Source organism: Kluyvera ascorbata, assembly GCF_023195735.1.
Taxonomy (GTDB): Bacteria; Pseudomonadota; Gammaproteobacteria; order Enterobacterales; family Enterobacteriaceae; genus Kluyvera; species Kluyvera ascorbata.
On the sequence record NZ_CP096201.1, the window covers coordinates 2853443 to 2876959 of the forward strand.

The following is a 23517-nucleotide window of genomic DNA, read 5'->3' on the forward strand; positions in this document are numbered from 1 at the left end:
GACACGTAATGGTGTTCAGAATTGGCTCATTAATTATGTATCGAACCGATGATGGAGCTATGTGGCTCGCAACGGATGAATCTACCGACATCACGCTAACGGTGACGATGAACAGATTGCTTTCTTTTCTCCTGGCGCGCAGAGGTCAGGTCGTTGCTCGTGATGAAATTCTGGAGAATGTCTGGGATGTTTATGGTCTGCGCTCGTCAAATAACACACTGAATAAATACATCTCTGAAATAAGAAAACAGTTCGTCGCTTTTGGTCTGCATGATGAATGTATCACGACCATCCCGCGAATCGGGTTTATGTTCAGCGGCGACGTAGACGTCCAAATTATTCAGGAGTGCACCAATACGACTTTAGCCAACGTAGCCAATAATGCTGAGGTTGGGAAGAGTAAGTCTAAAAACCATAAAGAAATTAATTATTTTTATTCTGTATTAGTCATAACATTATCACTGGTCGTCATCTTAATGAGTCTTTTAGTCCGTGAAAAAACGCACTTACTTGACGAGAATAACCCCATTGAGGAATTATCGACTTACCATTTGTTTGATTTTAAAAACTGTCCTGTTTATACCACTCAGAAAAATGCAGATTCATTATCTGAAAATAAAAAAGACATTTTCATAAAAATGGTCACTAAAGAGGGACTATCTTGCCTGCCAGGGACAGTATTTCTTTACCAGGTATCAGAGTCATATCTTTACGGTAAGGAAGGCCGGGTGTTTATTAACCGCTGTACAACAAACAGTGATGGTTTTATTTCATGTTTGAATTACTACTGGAATGGTTATGAACAAAGTAAGTAACCCGGTAATGTATTTAACCGCTATCATTGCGATAGCCTCGCTTCTGCTTTCGGCATACTTGCTCTTCACTCGTCAACCGCGAGGTAGTATGAATGTCGATTGTTCTACTATGCTACAAATGGCGTATAAGGACCCTGACCTAACGGCCACCATCGATCTCACCTTCCGATTGCACCGAAACCATACTGGGCAGGTTGCTCTTAGTGGGAAAATCAAACAAGACGATCGTACCCAGACTATCTCAAGAACGATGTTATTTGACTACGAGGTTAAGACGCCGGGTGAGATCTCATTAGATAACATGCGCTATGCCAAAAACCTGAAAGATTCAGTAACGGACGATGAGTTCAAGATGAATTTCTTTTATGTTCCCGATGGGCAAAAAAGAACCATAAAAATACGCGCAACCCGAAACGCCTATCTTATTGAAAACCTGCACTCTCCCGTTTTTCTATGTGTAAATACGAAGTTGTAGTATTAAGCCGTATGACGCACGTATAGAAGAAATGCGAAAGGCCATTCACTTTCTGAGTATGAAGCGCCAGGATGGCTGCACTGGTTCAGTGCAGGAAAGCGAGGAAAAAAAACTGGCCATATAATGACCAGTTTTGTCGGTGTTTTGCCGAAAAATCAGAAGCGATAACCGGCGGAGAACATAAACACCCACGGATCCAGTCTGGTGCTGACATTCTGGTTCACGCCATTCGCTTTAAACTTCACGTTGGTGTCGATATCCATGTACCAGACCGACATGTTCAGCAGCCAGTCGCGGTTAATCAGATAATCCAGACCCACCTGCCCTGCGGCTCCCCAGGAGTCGTCGAGGCTCAGATCAGAAAGTCCTGCCTTTTTACCGGTGTCGTTAAAGTCGTTATCAAAGAAGGTGGTGTAGTTGATACCCGCGCCGATGTACGGACGTACCTTGCTTTGCGCATCGCCAAAGTACCACTGCGCCATCAGCGTCGGTGGCAGATGATGAACGGTCGCGATATCACCGGTGGGGCCGGTCCCTACTTTGTGACGAAACGGTGTCGCTGCCAGCAGTTCAATACCAATATTCTCCGTCGCCATATAGGTAAATGTCAGCCCTAATTGCGTATTGTTGCTGACATTAAAGCCACCGAGACTGCCCAGAACATTATCAGAGCCTTCTGTCGGTCTGACCGTCGCAGAACCCGCACGAATGAAGAATTCTCCCGCCTCGTGCGCCCAGACGCCGCTTGAAAAGGTACTCAAAACTAATGCAGCCATTGCTAACTTCTTCATATCCATTTCCTCGTTATGGTTTTTTCTAGCGCGGAGAATATACCTATAACGGAGTGCTTTTTGCTCGAGATAAGTCACACCAAATCATTAGTTTTAACATTTATTGATCTAGATTAATTTTTTGCCCACATCGAATTCACAGAATTTATATCTACATCAATTTCATAAATTTCGCGCAAATGATTTAACGCTGCACTCTCATAGCGATGAATGGAACAGTCTGATTTTTATACTTAATTATTCTATTGATGTTTGCTAATCGCTCTCATCAGGGATGGAACCCACCGTCAAAAGGGCCTGACCTATAACCCCTGTTCGGTCACAACCCGCACTAACCATTCCTGCCCGAACGTTGAGCGAAAATGGGGGAATCACGTTGCAGGACTTTCTGACACCAACATCATGAGTTCCTTTTTACAAAGATATACTTAGCGCAGCTGGCGTAGGGAGTGCTACGGCCACGCGATTTGCGGTACAATTGCCGGCTAATCAACACCTGCCATACTCAAGGAGAGTGCATGTCTATCACGGCGCAGTCCGTATACCGTGACACGGGTAATTTTTTCCGTAATCAGTTCGTCACCATCTTACTGATTGCTTTGCTCTGTTCATTTATCACCGTAGTGCTCGGCCATGCTTTTTCTCCTAGCGACGATCAGCTGGCGATGCTGACCACCGGGGATAATCTGGCGGGCAGCACCGGTCTGTTCGATCTGGTACAGAACATGACTCCAGAGCAGCAGCAAATCCTGCTACGCTCCTCTGCGGCTTCAACCTTTTCTGGGCTCATCGGTAATGCGGTTCTCGCGGGTGGGATCCTGCTGCTTATCCAGCTAATCTCCGCCGGACACCGCGTGAGCGCTCTGCGCGCTATCGGCGCAAGCGCGCCGGTGCTGCCGAAAATGTTTGTGCTTATTTTTCTCAGCACTTTCTTGATCCAGATGGGCATGATGTTGGTTATCGTCCCAGGTATTCTGCTGGCTATCGTGCTGGCGTTCGCGCCGATTATCATGGTGCAGGATAAACTTGGCGTGTTCTCTGCCGTTCGCGTCAGTACGCGTCTGGGTTGGGCTAATTGGCGCCTTATCGCACCGGCAGTTATCGGCTGGATGCTGGCAAAAACGCTGCTGCTGCTTCTGGCATCCAGCTTTGCCGTACTCACTCCTTATCTCGGCGCCGTGGTGATCAATACCCTTAGCAACCTCGTTTCGGCTTTGTTGCTGATCTATTTATTCCGCGTGTATATGCTTATTCGTCAATAAACTGATGCTGCCCATCGGTGGGCAGCGCTGAACTACGGAATCGAAGTATGAAGCAGTTTCTGGATTTCTTACCGCTGGTTGTCTTCTTTGCGTTCTATAAGATTTATGACATCTATGCGGCCACCAGCGCGCTGATCGTCGCCACTGCGGTGGTGTTGATTTACAGCTGGGTGCGCTACCGCAAAGTTGAAAAAATGGCGCTTATCACCTTTATTCTGGTGGCAGTGTTTGGCGGCCTGACTATCTTCTTCCATAACGATGAGTTTATTAAATGGAAGGTGACGGTGATTTACGCCCTCTTCGCTGGCGCGCTGCTGGTGAGCCAGTGGGTGATGAAAAAGCCGCTTATCCAGCGCATGCTGGGCAAAGAACTCACCCTGCCGGAAACCGTGTGGTCGCGGCTGAACCTGGCCTGGGCAGTATTCTTTATCTTGTGCGGCGTAGCCAATATCTACATCGCCTTCTGGTTGCCGCAGGAAATCTGGGTAAACTTTAAGGTGTTTGGCTTAACCGCTCTGACGCTGGTGTTCACCGTGCTGAGCGGCGTTTACATCTATCGTCATATGCCGCAAGACGACCATAAGTAAGTACAGAGAAGAACCATGACTCAACAAAATGACGCGCCTCAGGGTGAGCTGGTATTACGCACTTTAGCGATGCCTGCGGATACCAATGCCAACGGTGATATTTTTGGCGGTTGGCTGATGTCGCAAATGGATATTGGCGGCGCCATTATGGCAAAAGAAGTCGCCCATGGCCGCGTAGTGACCGTTCGCGTGGATGGTATGACCTTCCTGCGCCCGGTTGCGGTGGGTGATGTGGTGTGCTGTTACGCGCGCTGCGTAAAACGTGGCAATACGTCAGTCACTATCAACATAGAAGTGTGGGTGAAGAAAGTGTCGTCGGAGCCGATTGGCCAGCGCTACAAGGCCACCGAAGCGCTGTTTATCTACGTCGCGGTCGACCCGCAAGGTAAGCCTCGCGCTATCCCAAGTGCATAAAACAACAAGCCCGGCAATCTATCGCCGGGCTTGTTGTTTGTAGGCCGGATAAGCAAAGCGCCATCCGGCAGCATGGCCAACCTTAGAGGAAACCCAACACCTTCAGCACAAAGTAGCCAATCACGATAATGATAATCGGCAAAATATAGAGCGGGAAAAACTGCACCAGAATCGTGTGACGCGGCACTTCGACTCGTGCTTCCAGCGCTTCACGGCTCAGCCCTTCCGCCCCTTTCGCTTTCTCCAGGATAAGCTGATCGTTCACCCCTTCCCGCAAATACTTCGCCTGACGCGACATACGTGCACCGGAATCCTGCAGCGCCAGCGCAACAAAGATCAGCGCATAGATAATCCAGAACATAATATTCAGGCCGTTATGGAAATCCGGCTGCGGTGAGTTGTACCAAAAGATATTTAAGAATGGCGTATTGAAACGCATCATTTCGACCATCACGTGCACGAAGTCCATCATGACGGCATCGATTCCCGGCTGTTTAGCGCTGTGCTCGTACATGAATTTGAGTACGGAAATCAGCGTTGAAATCACTGCAGGAATAAAAATCACCCACCCGGCGATACGCTTCAGGATGGCAATGCGTCCAGCTTGTTGATACGTCATGGGTTCCCCTTGTTAAGACGCCTACGCTCGGGCTAAGTGCTTATTTAGTCTACCCGCTGAAGGTGACTTTCGCCCGACTTTACGCGCGATATGATATACCATTGCTGCACTCGATACCCTAAAGGAGAGGTAGTTATGTCCACCGAGCGTCAAATACGTGCCGCGATTTTCGATATGGATGGCTTATTGATTGATTCAGAACCGCTGTGGGATCGTGGTGAACACGAAGTCCTGAGCGAGTTGGGGGTAGACTTCACCCGCCGTCATGAGCTTCCGGATACCCGCGGTCTGCGTATCGATCTGGTCGTGGATCTCTGGTTCGGGCAACAACCATGGACGGGGCCGAATCGCGCAACCGTCGTTGAGCGCATTATCAGCCGCGTTATCTCCCTCGTGGAAGAGACGCGTCCGCTGCTGCCGGGCGTACATGAAGCGGTAGCGCTTTGCAAAGCTCAGGGACTGAAGGTCGGTCTCGCCTCCGCATCGCCGCTCTATATGCTGGAAAAAGTGCTGACTATGTTCGACCTGCGTGACCAGTTTGATGCGCTGGCTTCCGCCGATAAGCTGGATTACAGCAAGCCGCACCCGCAGGTCTACCTTAACTGTGCGGCACAGCTCGGCGTCAGCCCGCTCAACTGCGTGGCGCTGGAAGATTCTGTTAACGGGATGATTGCCAGCAAAGCCGCACGCATGCGCTCTATCGTGGTTCCCGCGGCTGAAAGCCAACTTGACCCGCGTTTCAGCCTGGCCGATATCAAACTGTCTTCCCTCGAATCCCTCACGCGCGAAAATCTTCTTGGGTAATGGTTGTGCGGGCATACATTATGCCCGCAAATGATAACCACCTCATAAAAATGAAACACTGTTTTATTTTTATTTGAATTTTCGACTACGCCCTTCTATGCTTTCGTCTGTAGCTCATTCTCATAACGATAAAAACCGCATACAGGGGTCGACATGATTCTTAACGCATTTAATCTGCAAGGCAAAGTGGCGCTCGTCACCGGGTGTGATAAAGGTCTGGGTCAAGGCATGGCGCTGGGGCTCGCCGAAGCCGGGTGCGACATTGTGAGCGTCAGCCGTCGGGTGCCGCAGGAAACCGCAGAAAAAGTGGCGGCGCTGGGCCGGCGTTTATACGCGATTCAGGCCGACCTGAGTCAGGCAGAAAGCATCGCTGATATTGTGCCTGCGGCCGTTGCTGCGGCTGGCCGCATTGATATCCTGGTCAACAATGCCGGGACTATCCGCCGGGAAGACGCGCTCACTTTTAGTGAAAAAGACTGGGATGAGGTGATGAATCTGAACATCAAATCGGTGTTCTTTCTCTCACAGGCCGTTGCCAGGCAGTTCATGAAGCAAGGTGACGGCGGAAAAATTATTAATATTGCCTCGATGCTCTCTTTCCAGGGCGGCATTCGTGTGCCATCCTACACCGCCTCAAAAAGCGGCGTCCTCGGCATCACCCGCCTGCTGGCGAATGAATGGGCGCAGCACCAGATTAACGTTAACGCGATTGCGCCAGGGTATATGGCTACCAACAATACCCAACAGCTGCGCGAAGACGCCGAACGCAGCAAAGAGATTCTTGACCGTATTCCGGCAGGCCGCTGGGGTTCGCCAGACGATCTGAAAGGCCCGGTGGTCTTCCTCGCCTCATCCGCCTCTGATTATATCAATGGCTACACCATTGCCGTCGACGGTGGCTGGCTGGCGCGTTAACTTTTTGACAAAGAGTTACACTGTAACCTCTTCCGCCTACTGTATAAAAACCCTATACTGTATGAATTTACAGAATAACGGGTTTTATCATGACGGCGGAAGGTCATCTGCTCTTTTCCATCGCCTGCGCGGTGTTTGCTAAAAATGCCGAGCTTACGCCAGTTCTCGCTCAGGGGGACTGGTGGCATATCGTGCCGTCGGCGATATTGACCTGTCTGCTGCCAGATATTGACCACCCGCGCTCGCTGCTTGGGCAGCGGCTGAGTTGGTTATCGAAACCCATCGCCCGACTCTGCGGCCACCGCGGGTTCACCCACAGCCTGCTCGCCGTTTTTGGCGCGTTGACGTTGTTCTATCTGAAAGTACCCGATAGCTGGATTGTTCCGGCCGATGCGCTTCAGGGGATGGTGCTGGGCTATCTCAGTCATATTCTGGCTGACATGCTTACTCCTGCTGGCGTGCCGCTGCTCTGGCCATGCCGCTGGCGTTTCCGCCTGCCCATTCTCGCCCCGCGCAAAGGCAACCAGTTGGAGCGTGTGCTTTGCATGGCGCTGTTCGCCTATGCCGTCTTTATGCCGCAGTCCCTGCCGGATAACGGCGCGGTCCGTTGGTCTTCCTCAATGATTAATTTGCTGCAAACGGACTTCAACCGCTTTATCGGTCGCCACGTTGAGCAATAATCCAGCGATAATCACACTTTTGGCATAATCAATTCCATTTGGATATAAGCGGACTAATACACTTCTGTTAACCTTCTCACATCCAGACAAATCTTTACGGATTTGATCTAAAAAACACACGTCGCGGCTGTCTTTATTGCCGCTGAACGCCGTGGATAATACTTCAGGAGAACGGGGATGAATTTTCCATTAATAGCGAACGTTATTGTGTTCGTGGTACTGCTGTTTGCGCTGGCGCAAACGCGCCATAAGCAGTGGAGTCTGGCTAAAAAAGTACTGGTCGGTTTGGTTATCGGCGTGGTCTTTGGCCTTGCGCTACAGATGATTTACGGTTCCGACAACCCGGTGCTGAAAGATTCTATTCAGTGGTTCAACATTGTCGGCAACGGCTATGTGCAACTGCTGCAAATGATCGTGATGCCGCTGGTCTTCGCCTCAATTCTGAGCGCTGTAGCCCGTCTGCATAACGCCTCTCAGCTCGGTAAAATCAGCTTCCTGACCATCGGTACGCTGCTGTTTACCACGCTGATTGCCGCGCTGGTCGGTGTGCTGGTTACAAACCTGTTCGGTCTGACCGCTGAAGGTCTGGTTCAGGGTACGGCAGAAACCGCGCGTCTGAACGCCATTCAGAGCAACTACGTTGGTAAAATTGCTGACTTGAGCGTGCCACAGCTGCTGCTCTCCTTCGTGCCGAAAAACCCGTTTGCTGACCTAACCGGCGCTAACCCAACCTCTATTATCAGCATTGTTATCTTCTCCGCATTCCTCGGCGTCGCCGCGCTGAAGCTGCTGAAAGACGATGAGCCGAAAGGCAAACGCGTACTGACCGCTATCGATACCCTGCAAGGCTGGGTCATGAAGCTGGTTCGCCTGGTGATGCAGCTGACGCCTTACGGCGTGCTGGCGCTGATGACCAAAGTCGTTGCTGGTTCTAACCTGCAGGACATCATCAAGCTGGGCAGCTTTGTTGTCGCCTCTTATCTGGGTCTGATCATTATGTTCGTGGTACACGGCCTGCTGCTGGGTGCTAACGGCGTCAGCCCGCTGAAGTATTTCCGTAAAGTCTGGCCGGTGCTGACTTTCGCCTTCACCAGCCGTTCCAGCGCCGCTTCTATTCCGCTGAACGTGGAAGCACAGACCCGTCGTCTGGGCGTGCCGGAGTCTATCGCCAGCTTCTCTGCATCCTTTGGTGCCACTATTGGTCAGAACGGCTGTGCTGGCCTCTACCCGGCAATGCTGGCGGTGATGGTTGCGCCAACCGTAGGCATTAACCCGCTGGATCCGGTGTGGATTGCTACCCTTGTTGGCATCGTGACCGTGAGCTCTGCCGGTGTTGCAGGTGTGGGCGGTGGTGCCACTTTCGCGGCGCTGATCGTGCTGCCAGCGATGGGTCTGCCGGTGACGCTGGTTGCGCTGCTGATTTCCGTTGAACCGCTTATCGATATGGGTCGTACCGCGCTGAACGTGAGCGGTTCGATGACTGCCGGTACTCTGACCAGCCAGTGGCTGCGCCAGACCGACAAAGATGTGTTGAATAGCGAAGAAGACGCAGAGTTAGCCCACCGCTAACCTGTAGCCCGGCCGAGCGAAAGCGACGCCGGGGAGACTCCGGAGTCGGCGTTACGCCTCGTCCGGACTACAAAAAAAACCGCTGGTTTGTATGCCAGCGGTTTTTTTATATCGGTATCACGCCATTACGCGTCTATCTCCCCTTCCTGCCGCATCTGCACCGCCCAACGCTGGGCCGACTCCGGGATGGTGAACGCCTGAGAGCGACAAAACGCGCTGCCCATCAGCACAAACGCCACGTACTTGCCGCGCAGTAACCAGACATCGCGAAAGCCTTCGACTTTCACAGCGTGATCGGGCGGAGCGGGTTCAGTACGCGGTACATAGCTGATAATCTGCCGTTTTTGTTGGCGAAGCGGTTTCATAAGCAGTTAAATTCACAATCAGTAATAGCAAAAGCAGGAAAGGCTTATGATAGCAGGATTCACCCGAGCGCGTCATACACAAAAAAGCCCGGCAGGAACGCTGCCGGGCAAGGGTTGAGGGGGTAAAACATCACTCTTCTTACACGTCGCGGTAGGTCCCGAGACGATAACCTCGTTCAGCAATCGCGTACTTCAGCGATTCAGAGGTCAGCACATCCAGTTCATCAAGACGCGGGTAGCAATACGCGCTGCCCATAATCGTCCGGTCGACAAACGCCGGATGGCACATCACTTCCAGAGATTGCTCATTACGTGCCATTGAGCTATCCAGCACCTTCAGGAACAGCGCTTCCGATACGGCATCACCGTAGAACTCACTGCTAAAGCTTTCGGTACTGCGCAGCCCTTCCGGTAACTCAAACGGATACGGAATAGTGCGGTCAACGCGTAACGCAATGCCTTTCGATTTCGCAAACTCGGCCACCAGCGGGAAAATTTGCGGGATCATGTGCACATGGTGATGACTATCAAAATGCGTCGGCTCGGCATCGAACAGGTCGATAAAGCGACGATATTGACACTCCAGCTCATGGGCAATTTCATCCATCGGCAACGAGTCCTCTTCCGCCATCTGCCAGATCCACTTGCCCAGCTTCCCCTCGCGGGTCAGTCCAGGCATCGGCGACAGCGGCTCGCCCAGCGTCAGCACAAAGTGCATCCCCACGGCGAGTTCCGGCGTACGGCGGCTCATACGAGCCGCGTGGTCGATAGCCGCACCGTTAACCAGTGCGGTTGTTGAGGTGACCAGACCATGTTTACAGGCATCGATAATGCCGTAGTTCTGACCTTTGCTCAGACCATAATCGTCGGCATTAACGATTAACAAACGTTCCATCATGCCTCCTGTCACTGTTTCAGTTTCTCCACGGTGGCAGCGAAGTTCGGCAGCCATTCTTCATGCGCCAGAATCATCTCGCGAGCCAGCACCTCTGCATCTTTATCAGAGTGGATGAGCGGGCTTAAGTTCAGCGCCAGCAGCACATCGTTAAACTCACCGCTAAGCGCAGCCTGGCTTGCCGCCACTTCGAAACCTTTGATGGTGTGGATAAGACCCAGCACTTTCTCATCAAAATGGGTCACGCGCGGGTGCGGTTTAGCACCATCACGGCCCAGAATGGAGGTCACTTCGATAGACCAGTCCGCCGGGATATTATCAATATGGCCGTGGTGCGGAATGTTGACGTAGTGTTCGGTCTGCTTATCGTTGTAGATAGCGTTGATCACTTCGCACGCCGCGTCGGAGTAGTACGCCCCACCGCGCAGTTCCAGCTCTTTTGGCTTCACGTTCAAGTCCGGATTTTTGTACAGTTCGAAGAGTTGCTTCTCAACTTTCTGTACTACCTGAGCACGCGCGCCGCCTTTGTAGTATTCGCCCATTTCAATCGCCAGCATCTCTTTTTGCTTGAAGTAGTACAGCAGATAAGAGCACGGCAGCAGGTTCAGGGAGCGCAGAAGCCCTTCGCTGAACGGCATATCGAAGATGTTTTTCACGGTATTCGCCGACAGCGTACCGGAGGCCACGCCGTCCAGCAGTTCCGCAAAGCGGGACTCGCCGTTCACCAGCACATCGCGGACGAACACCATGTGGTTCAGGCCGAACAGGTCGATAGAGAGGTCGTCTTTCTCGGTCAGGCGCAGCACGTCGGTGAAGAACATTTTCATTCCGATTGGAATGTTGCACACGCCGATAAAGCGCTTGAAATTGGTGTGACGGTAAACCGCTTCTGTCACCATCCCAGCCGGGTTGGTAAAGTTGATAACCCACGCATCCGGGCAGACTTCCTGAACATCTTTAATGATGTCGAAAATCACCGGAATGGTGCGCAAGCCTTTAAACAGGCCACCCGCGCCGTTGGTTTCCTGGCCCAGATAACCGTGGCTCAGCGGAATACGTTCGTCTTTTTCACGGGCTTTCAGCTGGCCAACACGCAGCTGAGTGGTAACAAAATGGGCACCTTCGAGCGCTTCGCGGCGGTTCAGCGTCTTATAGACCTTCATCGGTACGCCCGCTTTTTCCACCATGCGCTCGCACAGCGCGTGGATAATATCCAGCTTCTCCTGGCCGCCTTCGACGTCAACCAGCCACAGCTCCGTTACCGGCAGCTCATGATAACGTTTAAGAAAACCTTCCAGTAATTCAGGTGTATAGCTGCTACCACCACCAATAGTAACGACTTTCAATTTCTGGCTCATACTTTTCTCCCTCGAGATCCACAAGCTAAACGTGGCTTACCCGCCGCATAATATACGGTGAGCTAAATGCTTTGTTTCAGAACTACGAAATAATATCGTAGTGCGTTATTTAATAACCGTCAGTTTCTTACGATAATTGCTTGGCGTGAATGAGGTCAGCTTCTTGAATGTTTTAATAAACAAACTTGGGCTGCTGTAACCTGACTCATACGCAATATCGGTTACCGAGTAGTTGGTTATTTCCAGTTGTTTCTTGGCAAAGTTAATGCGGATATCATTGATAATCTGCATCGGCGTTTTGCCATAATAGCGCTGGGTGGCTCGGGTTAAATATTCCTGGGTTTTCCCGGATAACTCGACCATATTTTCCAACGCACCTTCACCAAATTTTAATTTATCGTGCATGGCTTCTACGGTGGTTTTTAACCACTGTGGCGTCACATCCTGCGCCTGCTCTTCCCGGTGATGTCGTAGACGATTAATCACATAGAAGGAAACCAGTTCAATAAATTCGTCGAATTCCGTTTCGCGAAAATGAAGTGATGCAATAACCGACTCAATGTAGCTAAGAAACGTGCTTTTGATCGAATAGACTTGCGAAGCAACCAGCGCAAACGGTACCAGAGCCTGGTAATGGGTATCGAAGAAATCTTTGCTGATCCCGACGTTGAGAATTCGCGTAGCACCGAACTCGTAGAAGCTCTGATGATGCGACCCCATCGGGATGAAGACAAAATCGCCTCGCTCCAGCATGACCCGCTTACCGTTTATCTCCTGATAATAGCGGCCGGTTAGTACGATAGTGAACTCGTAGTAGTCGTGCTGGTGTAACCCACTGATACTTTCCGTTTTGTTGTAGATGAAGACATGAAAATTTTTACCGTTAAAGAGCTGTTGTTCTCGGGCGGTGTTAATTTCCATGGTGATCATCTTTGGTTGCCTCATAGGGAAAAGCCTATTGTACCTTCTCGTGGAGTTCGATCAATTCAGCAACCAGCTCGCGCGCCAGCATTGAGGTCATAAGATGATCTTGCGCATGGACCAGCACCAGACTCACCTTCATTTTACCTTCGCCTTCATCGCTCTCAATCAGCTGAGTCTGCACGCGGTGGGCTTCGCTCAGCGCAATGCGGGACTGTTCCATCGTGGCTTTTGCGGTTTCGAAATCACCCTGCTTAGCCAGTTTCAGCGCGGCGTATGCCAGGCTGCGTGCTTGCCCTGAGTTGATAATCAGGCCCATCACCACTTCTTCGAGATCGTTTTCCTGCACGTCCTCAGCAACAACATTATCCAGATCAAACATAACTTTTCCCTTTTGTGAGGGCGGTATGGAGACTCGCTCCATACCGCATTGGCATTAGAATTTCAGAGAGGCAGCGATGTCTTCTTCGCTTTCTTCTTCTTCAATGGTGGCCTGCGCTTTGTTCGAAATCATCACGAATGGCAGGTAAACCAGCGTCGAGACACCGAGGTTGAACAGCGCGACAATCAGGGCGGCAACGCTACCGTTACTGTTGAAGAACGCCCCCAGGCCGGTTGGCATGGTCCACGGTGCCAGGTTAGTCACCGGAGGAATGATGCCCATGGAGTAGGCCGCCAGGGTGATCGCTGCAAGAATCGGCTGTACCAGGACGAACGGGATGAACATGACCGGGTTCATGATGATCGGCAGACCAAACAGAATCGGTTCGTTAATCTGGAAGATACCGGATGGCAGAGCCAGTTTCGCTACCTGACGATGGTCAGCGCGACGGGAGGCAATGAAGATGGCGATAATCAGACCCAGAGTCGCACCGGAACCACCCAGCAGGATGTAGGAGTCGAGCATCGGCTTCGCCCAGAAGTGGAACTGCTGGCCAGCGGCAATCGCTGCGTCAACGGAACCGTACTGGTTGTACAGCGCGATGTTTTCCAGCGCCCATGGGGTCATGATGCCGTTATCCAGCGCGGTCAGCGCCAGAGAACCGTGAACACCGAAGAACCACAGCAGGCTGTTGAACACCACATAAGCCCAACCTACCACACCACCCATTGCTGCCAGCGGTTTGGAGATGGAGTCCATGATGATCTGGTGGAAGTTGCTGCCGTACGAGGACAGAATCCAGGAGAGGATCCCGAAGATAGATAGAATCAGGAAGCCCGGGATTAACGCCGAGAAGGAGCGCGCAACCGATGAAGGTACGCTCGAAGGCAGCGTAATGACCCAGTTACGACGGATAACGAAGGTGAACAGTTCCGCCACAACCAGACCGATAATCATACCGGAGATAATGTTTTGACCGCCCAGCCAGTTTGCACCGACGGCATAAGCATCGCCAACGCTGTATGGGGTGACGGTCATAAAGGCCGCTACCGCCAGCAGGCCTGCTGCCATTGGGTCAACTTTGCGTTCTTCTGCTAACGCAGAGCCAATAAAGAAAGGCGCCATCAGCGACATAATGCCTAAGGTACCGTTATAAACGTTACCGCCGATGGCTTTAAAGCTGTCTAAGGTCGCAATGGTTGATGGATCCAGGCGGACCCCCATTGAATAAAAGAATGACCCCTCACCAAAACTCAGGAAAACGTTATTAATTAAGACGAACATGGCCCCCGCGAGGGTCAGTGGCATTAATTTAATAAAACCGTTTTTAATGGCATTGATGTGAGGCTGCTTTCCTATTTTAACAGCAAAAGGAAGGAGTACCTTTTCAAGCGAATCGATCACTTTACTCATAGAAAAATACCCTTAAAAGGCCGCAATCAATATTGCGGCGATTAATTATGAAATAACTCTTTGACGGGGAAAATAAATCAAAAATTACTGCGCAGCTGACTTCTTAATTGCAGCAACAGCTGCTTTTAACACACCTAAACCATCGACCTTGCCGTAGAGGGTTGAATCAATAACTTCAACCGGCTTGTTCGGCAGAATCTTTTTAATATCATTCAGCATATAGCCGATTTGTGGGCCAAGTAATACGACATCAGCCTCTGGACCTTTTTCCGCAGCGAAGGCTTCGGAGAATGCTTCAATAATAACCGGCACTTCGTATTTCTCAGCCTGAGCTCGCATTTTGGAGACCAGTAATGAAGTGGACATGCCTGCAGAACAAAATAGATAGATATGTTTCTTTTCCATTCACGCTTCCTCAACTTGTGAAATCTGTCATCATCGGGCGATGTTCCATGTGCCCACTACCCTCGTATGTAACAGATGAGTTTCTTCTGTTTATGGGATGAGTATACGGCAACAATTTGTGTACGGATAATTCTCATCACCCAAAAATTGTCTCTCATTGACCTCCCATTTTGACTACCTTCACACTTTGCTCAAAATAATTCGCGACAAGAAATAAGCATGATGCCTCATAAAAAAGCCCGACACAGGGGTCGGGCTTTCGTACGAATCCTATAAATGCACGAGTATCACTTCTTGGTTGCAGGGTCCGTGTCGTACTCGGAGCAGGTCTGGTAGCCAGAGTTGATGACGTGGCCGGTGTCATCCAGCGCCACAAAGTAGGTTTCAGTTTTACCATCTCTTTGACCCAGAATGTAGGTCTGGCAGGTCCCTCGGGCATGAATCATGCTCACCTCAGAAGAGGGTTTGCCCGCAATCTGCATCACCTGGGAGCGACTCATCCCTTTTTTGACATCTTTTACTACCGGTTGAGTGAATTGATCTTTCGTACGGTCGTAGGCGGTACAGCCTGCTAGCATGGTCAATACCGCTGCTGCACCCAGAAGCCCTGCTACATTCTTGTTCATCTTCCCTCTCCTTTTTGTTGGTGTTCATTAAGCCTGGAATAAATATTGCTATTTATCAACTTAGTCAGCGAATTGATTACCGTAACCCACGGTAAATCGGGCTAATATCCAGCAGTCAAAACTGTGATCCTTGTCGTTTTACCGTCAAAGAGGTAGTTTTAACACTTTGTTCTGATGGGCCAACGACACGCGATTTTCAGGGCGGCACACACATTCCGGAGGGGTAAATGGCATTACAACAAGACATTATTCAGGCGCTCGGCGCAAAACCACAGATTGATGCAAAAGAAGAGATCCGCCGCAGCGTGGATTTTCTTAAGGCTTATCTGAAAACCTATCCGTTTATCAAATCATTAGTACTGGGGATTAGCGGCGGCCAGGACTCGACCCTTACCGGGAAACTGTGCCAGCAGGCGATTAATGAGCTGCGTGACGAAACTGGCGACAGCGCGCTGCAGTTTATTGCCGTCCGCCTGCCTTACGGCGTTCAGGCCGATGAGCAAGACTGCCAGGATGCGATTACCTTTATTCAGCCGGATCGCGTACTGACGGTAAACATTAAAGGTGCGGTGCTGGCCAGCGAGCAGGCGCTGCGCGAGGCCGGTATTGAACTCAGCGACTTTGTTCGCGGTAATGAAAAAGCCCGTGAGCGTATGAAAGCGCAGTACAGCATCGCCGGGATGACCAGCGGTGTGGTGGTCGGTACAGACCATGCGGCTGAAGCCATTACCGGCTTCTTCACCAAGTACGGTGACGGCGGTACCGACATCAACCCGATTTTCCGCCTCAACAAACGCCAGGGTAAACAATTGCTGGCCGAGCTTGGCTGCCCGGAACACCTTTATAAGAAAGCGCCAACCGCTGACCTTGAAGATGATCGCCCTTCTCTGCCGGATGAAGCGGCGCTGGGTGTCACCTATGACAACATTGATGACTATCTGGAAGGTAAAACGCTGCCTGCGGATATCGCCAAAACCATCGAAGGCTGGTATCTGAAGACCGAGCACAAACGCCGCACGCCGATCACGGTTTTCGACGATTTCTGGAAGAAGTAGTCTATTGATTTATCGGCAATAAAAAACCGCCGGAGCTGCCCATTGCCTGATGGCGTTTATGGGCAACTTCGGCGGTCTTAAGACAGTACGCTGAAAGTATTATTCAGCTGGCGCAGGAGGCATTTTACCTTCATGCGCTTTGTGTTCTGTCAGACGCTTCTCAAAATTGGCATTAAATTGCTTTTTCTGATCCGGCGTTAAGATGTTGTAGATCTTGTTCTGGGTTTCCAGACGAGACAACATCATGTCTTTATGCTGGGCTTCCATTTTGCTGATTTGCGCTTCTGCTTTCGCTTTGTCGAAGCTATCGCTCGCAATCAGGTTATGCATCTCGCGCATCTCTTCCTGCGGCGGACGTTTCATGTTCTGGCGGCTGTCTTTCATGATGTCGCGAATCTGCTGTTTCTGAGCATCGGTCAGGTTCAGACCCTGGAACATCATGTCATGACGCGGGCCCATTTTACCTTTGTGATGATGCATCATCGTACCGTTCGGCTGTGCCGCATCGGTGGTGGTCGTAGAGGTGGTGTCCGCAGCGTGAGCCAGGTTCGCCGCGCCCAGAGCCAGGGTAGAGGCAACAAACAGAGCAGTTAATTTTTTCATCATCGAATCCTTACTTTTCAGTTATTCTGACGGCGCATCGCCGTGTTGACGAGATTAACTTTACGGGGTTTATCGTCAATTAATCAGAGCGTGCGTAAAACAATGAAAGTGTAAAAAACGATTTCGTGCCAATTATGAGGGAATTAAGGAAAAACTATGGAGAGTTGCTACAAAAATATTCAAGACACTGATTAAGAAGAGATTTTGAAGAATTATAAAGCAGGCAAGATTAATAATAAAGCAAAATACTAAGAATTATCTGCAATAAAGTGTGGCACTAAAGATCAAAAGCCGCGACGAAGGCTCGCGCGGCTCGTTTAATTAATCCTGCGTTGGACAGCGCTCCAGCATTAATCCTGCTCGTAACCCCAATGCCACCTCTGGATTCGGGAACAGGACATATTCGCACGGCGAAGCTACTACATACCGGGTATCCCCATCTTCAGCCAGCAGCGTGCCTTTGGCAAAAGGGGTGAAGTTCAACGTCTGCGCCGACATATAGAGGCGGAAATCAGCGCTACGTCGGGTTATCTGCTGCACTACGCGGTAGTACAGCGGTACGGCTGATGACCCTCCGCCCCATTCTCCCGCCAACAGATGCCTAAGCTGACGCGTCACCAGCGCGAACTGGCTCAGGTCATTTTGCCCAAACGGTTTTGCCTTCCCGAGTTCCAGCGTACAGGCTAATGCGCCAAAGTACTCGCAGCTAAAGTGGGTAAAGGTACCGCCGGGCGACTGATGGAAAACCAGCGCCTGCATGCCTGCCGAGCCCAGCCAGCGAAGAAACGGTGGGTCCCATGGCGTCTCTCTCGCAGGTAAAACGCCAAACCGCTGATGATGAGAGCCACGAATGGCGGTGTGCAAATCCAGATGCCAGCGCACCTCCGCCGGACAACGCTGATAGAACGCCGTTACTGCCTGTTCAAGGCTTGCAGCACGGACCGTTTCGTCGCTGACGGGAAAATGCCGCCAGCGGGCACCGAACATGCGGTTCATATCGCTATGCAAATAGCGCTTGTTATCACGCAACGCAGGCGGATTCCCCAGCACCACCAGCAGATGCCAGCGCAGCTTGAGTTCACCTTTTATCAGCGCATGCAGCAGATAATCGACTATCTCGACCGGCGCGGTTTCATTACCGTGTATCCCCGCCGACAGGACCAGCGCCTGAGAGCAGGGTTCATGCGGCGTGAGCTGCAGCACGCCCGCTTCACGCCATTCCCAGTGAAAGTAGTCGGTATCGCCTTCCGGCTCTGCCGGCATTCTTCCCGCGAGCGTAAGGGCCAGAAAATGTTTCATATCACCTTCTTAGCGCTGGAATGGATAAAGCGAACCCAGTCGCAATATTTGCGTTAAGCGGTCAAGCGCCTCGCGCCCTTCCTGTAACAGCTGAGGGTCAGCCAGGTCAGCCTGGGTCAGGCGATCGCGATAATAGCAATCCACCCAATCATTCAGCGTGGCAAACAGCGTGTCATTCATCATCACCGCAGGATTCACCGCCCGGCGCTCGTCATCTGTCAGTACGACTCGCAGGCGCAAACAGGCTGGCCCGCCGCCGTTGGCCATACTTTCACGCAGGTCGAATACCTGCAGTTCGTCAATGGGGTTATCGTCTGCCAGTAATTGGTTCAGGTAGCGCCAGACCCGCGGATGTTCCTGCGCCTCCCCCGGCAACACCAGCATCATGCTGCCGTCAGGTTTGCTCAATAGCTGACTGTTAAACAGATAGGTCGAAACCGCATCATCCACCGAGACACGAGAAGCGGGAACTTCAATCGGTATAAACCCCGGTATTTTTTGCGCCAGTTGGGCCATCAGCGCGGGCTGGTTTACAAACGCCTCCGCGTGGCAAAACAGCACCTGCCGGTTACTGACCGCGATCACATCATTATGGAACACGCCCCGGTCAATCACATGGGGATTTTGCTGAGCAAAAATCGCCTGATTTGGATTGAGCTGATTAAGCCGTGCCACCGCTTCGCTTGCCGCGCGCGTTTGCCGGGCGGGATAGCGCTGCGGCTGTGTAGCACCGGTAGCATCCCGGCCATAGATAAAGAGCTGTATGCCCGGCTGGCCATAATCACGCCCCAGACGGTTATGGTTCGCGGCGCCTTCATCACCGAAAGCGGCAACGGACGGCAGCGCCTGGTGTACAGCAAAGTGATCCCGGTTAGCAAAAATGCCCTCGAGAATGGCCTGCGTCGTTGGCGCTTCACTGGCGCGATGCAGCAAGCTGCTAAGGTTAGCCACCGTGAAATGCACTTTCCCGTCCAGCGCATCGGCTGAGGGGCAAACCGTCGCGGCATTGGCAACCCACATCGCCGAAGCCGAACTGGCGGCGCTCAGCAATTCAGGGGCCTGGGCCGCGGCTTTGGCAATAACCTGCTCATCACGTCCGCCAAAACCGAGCTGACGCAGAAGCGCCACGTTTGGTCGCTCCTGGGGCGGGATCACGCCTTGCGCGAATCCCGCGTCCGCCAGCGCCTTCATCTTTAATAGCCCCTGCTTCGCCGCCCGTTGCGGGTTAGAAACCTGATACTGGTGTTTCGCCGACGCTTCATTGCCGAACGACAGCCCGGCGTAATGGTGGGTCAACCCCGGCAGTCCATCAAAGTTCACTTCCCAGGCGTTCATGATTTCACCTCGTGGTGAAAATCGAGTCCAGGGTTGAGTGCCGTTGGCAGGGTCAGCGTCGCTGACTCAAGGCTCGCCATCGGCCAGGCGCAATAATCTGCGGCATACCACGCGCCGGGGCGATGGTTACCGGAAGCGCCGGTACCGCCAAACGGCGCGGTACTCGCAGCACCGGTCAACGGTTTATTCCAGTTGACTATCCCGGCGCGCGCCTCCAGCAGAAGGCGCTCAAATTTCTCACGTTCCGGCGAGACCAGACCGCAGGAAAGGCCATAGCGGGTGTCGTTGGCAAGAACAATTGCCTCATCAAAATCATCATAGCGCCATACGCCCAGCAGCGGCCCAAATACCTCTTCATCGGCAATATCACGCGCTTCGCTCAGTTCAATAATCCCTGGCGTCAGCAACGAGGTACCCGGTTTGATTAAACGCGGCGCCAGCAGCGTTTTTCCGCCTTTTTCCACCTGGTGCTGCCAGGCCTGATAGACGCGCTCGGCGGCCAATGGCGAAATGAGCCCGCCAATAAACGGCTGCGGTTCCGCATTCCATGCCCCCGGTACAATTCGCCCGGCCACATCGACTAGACGTTGCAGGAAAGCATCCCCCGTAGCGCCGCGTTTCACCAGCAGCCGACGGGCGCAGGTGCAGCGCTGCCCGGCGGTGACAAACGCTGACTGGATGGTGAGATGCACCGCCGCATCGATATCATCAATATCGTCGACAATCAGCGGATTGTTGCCGCCCATCTCCAGCGCGAGCATTTTTTGCGGCTGCCCGGCAAGCTGGCGATGCAGATGGAAACCGGTCGCCGAACTGCCGGTAAAAAGCACGCCGTCCAGACCCGATTGCCCGCTCAGCGCTTCGCCGGTTTCACGGCCGCCCTGTATAAGGTTCAGCACTCCCGCAGGCAGCCCGGCTTGCTCCCACAGTTTCACCACCGCTTCGCCGCATTCTGGCGTCAGTTCGCTGGGCTTAAAGACCAGCGTGTTACCCGCCAGCAGCGCCGGAACGATATGACCGTTCGGCAGATGCCCGGGAAAGTTATAAGGGCCGAAAACCGCCAGCACACCGTGCGGACGGTGACGCAGTGACGCTGCACCGTCCGCCATCTCGGTATGGCTCTCTCCGGTACGGCTGTGATAAGACTTGATGGAGATGGCGATTTTATTGATCATCGCCGCCACTTCCGTTGCCGCTTCCCAACGCGGTTTGCCGGTTTCACGAGCAATCGTTTCAGCGAGCGACGTTTTATTCACTTCCAGCAGCCCGGCAAAAGCCTCGACTATCCTCTGACGTTCCCCCAGCGGCAGACGAGCCCAGGCGGGAAAGGCCGAGCGTGCCGCCGCGACCGACATCTCCACCTGGACGGAATCCGCATCGTTACCCTGCCACACCGTCTCTGCGGTTACCGGGTTTACGCTCTGACGCACCGCGCCATGGCCTTTCAGCCACTGTCCGTTAATCCATAGGCTCATTATTTTTTCTCCTCAGGGCACAGGCGTACCAGGCGAACGGCATCGCCCGGGTGGCAGTTCAGGGCATCGGACTGTTCAGCGTTTAACGACAGGACATCTGCCTGCGGGTCAGCATGCACCAGCATGGCGCGATAGTGCTGATACTGTTCATTTGCCACCACGCACAGCGGCAGTTCCGCCCCCGCCGGTTCACCCGCGACCACCGTGACCAGGCGGCTTTTACGCACCGCGCGCACGCGGTCAATATCGCACTCCAGCGTCGGACCGCCGTCGAAAATGTCGACATAATCACGATAGCGGAAGCCCTCTTTTTCCAGCACAGCACGCGCAGGCGCCGTTTGCGGATGCACCTGACCAATCACCGCCCGCGCCTCTTCGCTGAGAAAATCGGTGTAGATCGGATGCTTCGGCATCAGTTCGGCGATAAAGGCTTTCTGCCCGGTACCGCAGAGATAATCCGCGCGGGCGAACTCCATCGAGAAAAAGCGCTTGCCGAGGCTCTCCCAGAACGGCGAATAGCCGTGGTCGTCGATGACGCCGCGCATCTCCGCCACCACCTTGTGGTTAAAGCGGTCGCGAAAGGCGGCCATAAACAGAAAGCGTGAGGATGACAACAGGTGTCCGTTGCTCTCTTTGCGCCATTCTGGGTCAAGAAACAGTGAGCACAGTTCGCTACTGCCGGTGTGATCGTTGGTCAGAAACAGCGTTGGCAGCGCGTTGTAGACGTTCAGCTCTTTTGACGCATGCACCAGCGTACCAACCCGGTAGTTATACCAGGGATCGTTAATGCCGACGGCCACCTCAATGGCGCAGACCCCCACCACATCACCGCTGCGGGTATCTTCCAGCACGAACACAAAGCCCTGGTCGCCGCGCGGCAGCGTCCCCTGCCAGGTGGCCTGCGAGCGGGCAATGCGTGCCCCGAGCGTCGCTTCATCCTGCGGTAGCGAGGTCAGCCCGCCGCCCGTTTTCCCGGCGAGTTTTAGCAGGCCGGACAAGTCACCGGACGCGATTGGACGGATTATCATCATGATGATTCTCCCGCGACAAAACGTTCACAGGCCGCGGCGAAACGGTTCAGACCGAGCGTCACGTCCTCTTCATTGACGATGAGCGCAGGGGCAAAACGCACCACGTTGGCGCCAGCAATCAGCACCATCAGCCCCTCTTCGGCGGCCAGCAGGCTAATCTGCTTGGCTTTTCCGGCGTATTCGTCACGCAGCGCGCAGCCAATCAGCAGGCCGATGCCGCGAATCTCGTTGAACAATCCAAACTGGGCATTTATGGCCTGTAAGCGCTCTTTAAACCACTGTTCGCGCTGTTTGACGCCGTTTAACACCGCAGGCGTATTGATGATAGAAAGCACCTCACCCGCAACCGCGCAGGCCAGCGGGTTACCGCCGTAGGTGGTACCGTGGGTGCCGACGGTCATGACGCTCGCTACCTCTTCACGCGCCAGCAGCGCACCAATTGGGAAGCCGCCACCCAGCGCTTTCGCGGTGGTGAGCAGATCTGGCGTGATGCCATAGTGCATGTAGGCGTACAGTTCGCCGGTGCGGCCTACGCCGGTCTGTACTTCATCGAAAATCAGCACCGCATGGTGGCGGTCGCACAGCTCGCGCAGTTCACGTAAAAATGCAGGCGTCGCCGGGATCACCCCACCTTCCCCCTGAATAGGCTCGACAATCACCGCGCAGGTGCTGTCATCAATCAGCATGCGCGCAGATTCCAGATCGTTATATATTCCGTGACGCACGTCCGGCGGCAGCGGCGCAAAGTCCTGCGAATAAGCGGGCTGGCCGCCAGCGGTAACGGTAAACAGCGTGCGGCCGTGAAACGCATTTTTGAACGCCACAATGCCGCTTTTATGTGCGCCGAAGCGGTCATGGGCGAATTTACGCGCCGTTTTCAGCGCCGCTTCATTGGCCTCCGCCCCGGAGTTACAAAAGAAAATGCGGTCAGCAAAGGTGGCATCAATCAACTGCTTCGCCAGCCTTAACGCCGGTTCATTGGTATAGCCGTTGCCGGTATGCCAGAATTTCGTCGCCTGCTCGGTCAGAGCGCGGACCATCGCGGGATGCGCGTGTCCCAGGGCATTCACGGCAATCCCGCCCGCAAAATCGATATACCCTTTCCCCTCTTGATCCCACAGCCAGGCCCCCTCACCGCGCACAGGAATAAACGGTGCCGGCGCGTATACCTGCATCATCCACTGATCAAAATTCTGACGGCTGATTGACTGAGACATAGCGACCTCGACAAGTAAATAAATGGTTTATTTTATGTTAATAATTTGAGTGCGTTTCACCTTAAATGTAGATTGCACAGTTCATGCCAGCGAGAGATAAAAATGCATAAACGAGGTTTGACAACGAAATATCAATGAGTTAAGGCAGACACTTATTCACACAAAATGCATAAAAAGTGAATATTAGTGACAACTGGCGATGATTG

General features: G+C 52.7%; 26 protein-coding genes. 10 read left to right on the plus strand and 16 right to left on the minus strand.

Features of this window, described 5'->3' with window-relative positions; genetic code table 11:
* Window positions 1–8: 8 nt before the first annotated feature.
* Both MY052_RS13655 and MY052_RS13660 read left to right on the plus strand, forming a co-directional pair.
* A complete protein-coding gene (locus MY052_RS13655) occupies window positions 9–815 on the plus strand; it encodes a winged helix-turn-helix domain-containing protein (protein ID WP_248537194.1) in 807 nt (268 codons plus the stop codon).
* A complete protein-coding gene (locus tag MY052_RS13660) occupies window positions 799–1290 on the plus strand; it encodes a hypothetical protein (RefSeq protein ID WP_181814588.1) in 492 nt (163 codons plus the stop codon). The genes MY052_RS13655 and MY052_RS13660 overlap by 17 nt, the downstream gene beginning before the upstream one ends.
* Window positions 1291–1445: 155 nt before the next feature.
* Here the strand turns inward: MY052_RS13660 and ompW are convergent, their stop codons facing one another.
* Complete coding sequence (gene ompW / locus MY052_RS13665; RefSeq protein ID WP_035892976.1) at window positions 1446–2081, minus strand: outer membrane protein OmpW; 636 nt, start codon at window positions 2079–2081, stop codon at window positions 1446–1448.
* A gap of 518 nt (window positions 2082–2599) precedes the next feature.
* Between ompW and MY052_RS13670 the strand changes: the two genes are divergently transcribed.
* From MY052_RS13670 to yciA, 3 genes are read left to right on the plus strand one after another with little or no spacing between them, the layout of a single operon-like run.
* Window positions 2600–3343 carry a YciC family protein gene (locus MY052_RS13670; RefSeq protein WP_248537195.1) on the plus strand — a complete coding sequence of 248 codons (744 nt, stop codon included), beginning with the start codon at window positions 2600–2602 and terminating at the stop codon, window positions 3341–3343.
* Between the two features lie 47 nt (window positions 3344–3390).
* Window positions 3391–3930, plus strand: a complete 540-nt coding sequence (locus tag MY052_RS13675; RefSeq protein ID WP_035892980.1) for a septation protein A — start codon at window positions 3391–3393, stop codon at window positions 3928–3930.
* Between the two features lie 15 nt (window positions 3931–3945).
* A complete protein-coding gene (yciA, locus tag MY052_RS13680) occupies window positions 3946–4344 on the plus strand; it encodes an acyl-CoA thioester hydrolase YciA (protein ID WP_035892982.1) in 399 nt (132 codons plus the stop codon).
* Between the two features lie 82 nt (window positions 4345–4426).
* On the opposite strand, the gene MY052_RS13685 is transcribed toward yciA, so the two are convergent.
* On the minus strand, window positions 4427–4963 hold the full coding sequence (locus tag MY052_RS13685; protein ID WP_202215882.1) for a YniB family protein: 537 nt from the start codon (window positions 4961–4963) through the stop codon (window positions 4427–4429).
* A 135-nt stretch (window positions 4964–5098) separates the two neighbouring features.
* Here MY052_RS13685 and hxpB point away from each other — a divergent pair, with 135 nt between their 5' ends.
* The 4 genes from hxpB (at window position 5099) to MY052_RS13705 (ending at window position 8931) form a co-directional block, all read left to right on the plus strand.
* Complete coding sequence (gene hxpB, locus MY052_RS13690; RefSeq protein WP_248537196.1) at window positions 5099–5767, plus strand: hexitol phosphatase HxpB; 669 nt, start codon at window positions 5099–5101, stop codon at window positions 5765–5767.
* A 153-nt stretch (window positions 5768–5920) separates the two neighbouring features.
* Window positions 5921–6682: a 2-dehydro-3-deoxy-D-gluconate 5-dehydrogenase KduD gene (gene kduD / locus MY052_RS13695; RefSeq protein ID WP_035892987.1), complete on the plus strand. Its 762-nt coding sequence runs from the start codon at window positions 5921–5923 to the stop codon at window positions 6680–6682.
* An 89-nt stretch (window positions 6683–6771) separates the two neighbouring features.
* Entirely contained in the window at window positions 6772–7362 is a 591-nt protein-coding gene (locus MY052_RS13700; RefSeq protein ID WP_035892990.1) for a metal-dependent hydrolase, read from the plus strand.
* 177 nt (window positions 7363–7539) lie between these two features.
* The gene (locus tag MY052_RS13705) at window positions 7540–8931 is read left to right on the plus strand and encodes an L-cystine transporter (protein WP_035892992.1); all 1392 of its coding nucleotides are present in this window, start codon (window positions 7540–7542) and stop codon (window positions 8929–8931) included.
* 125 nt (window positions 8932–9056) lie between these two features.
* Here MY052_RS13705 and cedA read toward each other — a convergent pair whose 3' ends face one another.
* The 8 genes from cedA to osmE form a co-directional block, all read right to left on the minus strand.
* The gene (gene cedA, locus MY052_RS13710; protein WP_035892993.1) at window positions 9057–9296 is read right to left on the minus strand and encodes a cell division activator CedA; all 240 of its coding nucleotides are present in this window, start codon (window positions 9294–9296) and stop codon (window positions 9057–9059) included.
* A 139-nt stretch (window positions 9297–9435) separates the two neighbouring features.
* Window positions 9436–10191 (minus strand): chitin disaccharide deacetylase, encoded by a 756-nt coding sequence (gene chbG / locus MY052_RS13715; protein WP_115074727.1) that lies wholly within the window; start codon window positions 10189–10191, stop codon window positions 9436–9438.
* Between the two features lie 11 nt (window positions 10192–10202).
* Entirely contained in the window at window positions 10203–11549 is a 1347-nt protein-coding gene (locus MY052_RS13720) for a 6-phospho-beta-glucosidase (protein ID WP_035897024.1), read from the minus strand.
* Between the two features lie 105 nt (window positions 11550–11654).
* Window positions 11655–12479 carry a transcriptional regulator ChbR gene (gene chbR, locus MY052_RS13725; RefSeq protein ID WP_115074726.1) on the minus strand — a complete coding sequence of 275 codons (825 nt, stop codon included), beginning with the start codon at window positions 12477–12479 and terminating at the stop codon, window positions 11655–11657.
* Between the two features lie 25 nt (window positions 12480–12504).
* Window positions 12505–12852, minus strand: a complete 348-nt coding sequence (gene chbA / locus MY052_RS13730; protein WP_035897022.1) for a PTS N,N'-diacetylchitobiose transporter subunit IIA — start codon at window positions 12850–12852, stop codon at window positions 12505–12507.
* A 54-nt stretch (window positions 12853–12906) separates the two neighbouring features.
* Window positions 12907–14265, minus strand: coding sequence for a PTS N,N'-diacetylchitobiose transporter subunit IIC (chbC, locus tag MY052_RS13735; RefSeq protein WP_035897021.1), 1359 nt, complete (start codon window positions 14263–14265; stop codon window positions 12907–12909).
* 84 nt (window positions 14266–14349) lie between these two features.
* Window positions 14350–14670 carry a PTS sugar transporter subunit IIB gene (locus tag MY052_RS13740; protein ID WP_035897020.1) on the minus strand — a complete coding sequence of 107 codons (321 nt, stop codon included), beginning with the start codon at window positions 14668–14670 and terminating at the stop codon, window positions 14350–14352.
* Window positions 14671–14957: 287 nt separating this feature from the next.
* A complete protein-coding gene (gene osmE / locus MY052_RS13745; protein ID WP_035897019.1) occupies window positions 14958–15296 on the minus strand; it encodes an osmotically-inducible lipoprotein OsmE in 339 nt (112 codons plus the stop codon).
* Between the two features lie 227 nt (window positions 15297–15523).
* Between osmE and nadE the strand changes: the two genes are divergently transcribed.
* Window positions 15524–16351: an ammonia-dependent NAD(+) synthetase gene (gene nadE, locus MY052_RS13750; RefSeq protein WP_202215885.1), complete on the plus strand. Its 828-nt coding sequence runs from the start codon at window positions 15524–15526 to the stop codon at window positions 16349–16351.
* A gap of 99 nt (window positions 16352–16450) precedes the next feature.
* Here the strand turns inward: nadE and spy are convergent, their stop codons facing one another.
* The 6 genes from spy to astC all read right to left on the minus strand — a co-directional run bounded on the left by spy (window position 16451) and on the right by astC (window position 23311).
* The gene (gene spy, locus MY052_RS13755) at window positions 16451–16957 is read right to left on the minus strand and encodes an ATP-independent periplasmic protein-refolding chaperone Spy (RefSeq protein ID WP_167540428.1); all 507 of its coding nucleotides are present in this window, start codon (window positions 16955–16957) and stop codon (window positions 16451–16453) included.
* 318 nt (window positions 16958–17275) lie between these two features.
* Window positions 17276–18253 (minus strand): succinylglutamate desuccinylase, encoded by a 978-nt coding sequence (gene astE, locus MY052_RS13760; protein WP_248537197.1) that lies wholly within the window; start codon window positions 18251–18253, stop codon window positions 17276–17278.
* 9 nt (window positions 18254–18262) lie between these two features.
* Complete coding sequence (gene astB, locus MY052_RS13765) at window positions 18263–19588, minus strand: N-succinylarginine dihydrolase (RefSeq protein WP_248537198.1); 1326 nt, start codon at window positions 19586–19588, stop codon at window positions 18263–18265.
* Window positions 19585–21063 (minus strand): succinylglutamate-semialdehyde dehydrogenase, encoded by a 1479-nt coding sequence (astD, locus tag MY052_RS13770; protein ID WP_248537199.1) that lies wholly within the window; start codon window positions 21061–21063, stop codon window positions 19585–19587. Before astD ends, astB begins: the two co-directional genes overlap by 4 nt.
* On the minus strand, window positions 21063–22094 hold the full coding sequence (astA, locus tag MY052_RS13775) for an arginine N-succinyltransferase (RefSeq protein ID WP_248537200.1): 1032 nt from the start codon (window positions 22092–22094) through the stop codon (window positions 21063–21065). The genes astD and astA overlap by 1 nt, the downstream gene beginning before the upstream one ends.
* Window positions 22091–23311, minus strand: a complete 1221-nt coding sequence (gene astC / locus MY052_RS13780) for a succinylornithine/acetylornithine transaminase (protein WP_248537201.1) — start codon at window positions 23309–23311, stop codon at window positions 22091–22093. Before astC ends, astA begins: the two co-directional genes overlap by 4 nt.
* Window positions 23312–23517 lie beyond the last annotated feature (206 nt).

Coding starts and splice junctions, on each gene's coding strand:
- MY052_RS13655 (WP_248537194.1), top strand. CDS start 9: ATGGTGTTCAGAATTGGCTCATTAATTATGTATCGAACCGATGATGGA.
- MY052_RS13660 (WP_181814588.1), top strand. CDS start 799: ATGAACAAAGTAAGTAACCCGGTAATGTATTTAACCGCTATCATTGCG.
- ompW (WP_035892976.1), bottom strand. CDS start 2,081: ATGAAGAAGTTAGCAATGGCTGCATTAGTTTTGAGTACCTTTTCAAGC.
- MY052_RS13670 (WP_248537195.1), top strand. CDS start 2,600: ATGTCTATCACGGCGCAGTCCGTATACCGTGACACGGGTAATTTTTTC.
- MY052_RS13675 (WP_035892980.1), top strand. CDS start 3,391: ATGAAGCAGTTTCTGGATTTCTTACCGCTGGTTGTCTTCTTTGCGTTC.
- yciA (WP_035892982.1), top strand. CDS start 3,946: ATGACTCAACAAAATGACGCGCCTCAGGGTGAGCTGGTATTACGCACT.
- MY052_RS13685 (WP_202215882.1), bottom strand. CDS start 4,963: ATGACGTATCAACAAGCTGGACGCATTGCCATCCTGAAGCGTATCGCC.
- hxpB (WP_248537196.1), top strand. CDS start 5,099: ATGTCCACCGAGCGTCAAATACGTGCCGCGATTTTCGATATGGATGGC.
- kduD (WP_035892987.1), top strand. CDS start 5,921: ATGATTCTTAACGCATTTAATCTGCAAGGCAAAGTGGCGCTCGTCACC.
- MY052_RS13700 (WP_035892990.1), top strand. CDS start 6,772: ATGACGGCGGAAGGTCATCTGCTCTTTTCCATCGCCTGCGCGGTGTTT.
- MY052_RS13705 (WP_035892992.1), top strand. CDS start 7,540: ATGAATTTTCCATTAATAGCGAACGTTATTGTGTTCGTGGTACTGCTG.
- cedA (WP_035892993.1), bottom strand. CDS start 9,296: ATGAAACCGCTTCGCCAACAAAAACGGCAGATTATCAGCTATGTACCG.
- chbG (WP_115074727.1), bottom strand. CDS start 10,191: ATGGAACGTTTGTTAATCGTTAATGCCGACGATTATGGTCTGAGCAAA.
- MY052_RS13720 (WP_035897024.1), bottom strand. CDS start 11,549: ATGAGCCAGAAATTGAAAGTCGTTACTATTGGTGGTGGTAGCAGCTAT.
- chbR (WP_115074726.1), bottom strand. CDS start 12,479: ATGATCACCATGGAAATTAACACCGCCCGAGAACAACAGCTCTTTAAC.
- chbA (WP_035897022.1), bottom strand. CDS start 12,852: ATGTTTGATCTGGATAATGTTGTTGCTGAGGACGTGCAGGAAAACGAT.
- chbC (WP_035897021.1), bottom strand. CDS start 14,265: ATGAGTAAAGTGATCGATTCGCTTGAAAAGGTACTCCTTCCTTTTGCT.
- MY052_RS13740 (WP_035897020.1), bottom strand. CDS start 14,670: ATGGAAAAGAAACATATCTATCTATTTTGTTCTGCAGGCATGTCCACT.
- osmE (WP_035897019.1), bottom strand. CDS start 15,296: ATGAACAAGAATGTAGCAGGGCTTCTGGGTGCAGCAGCGGTATTGACC.
- nadE (WP_202215885.1), top strand. CDS start 15,524: ATGGCATTACAACAAGACATTATTCAGGCGCTCGGCGCAAAACCACAG.
- spy (WP_167540428.1), bottom strand. CDS start 16,957: ATGATGAAAAAATTAACTGCTCTGTTTGTTGCCTCTACCCTGGCTCTG.
- astE (WP_248537197.1), bottom strand. CDS start 18,253: ATGAAACATTTTCTGGCCCTTACGCTCGCGGGAAGAATGCCGGCAGAG.
- astB (WP_248537198.1), bottom strand. CDS start 19,588: ATGAACGCCTGGGAAGTGAACTTTGATGGACTGCCGGGGTTGACCCAC.
- astD (WP_248537199.1), bottom strand. CDS start 21,063: ATGAGCCTATGGATTAACGGACAGTGGCTGAAAGGCCATGGCGCGGTG.
- astA (WP_248537200.1), bottom strand. CDS start 22,094: ATGATGATAATCCGTCCAATCGCGTCCGGTGACTTGTCCGGCCTGCTA.
- astC (WP_248537201.1), bottom strand. CDS start 23,311: ATGTCTCAGTCAATCAGCCGTCAGAATTTTGATCAGTGGATGATGCAG.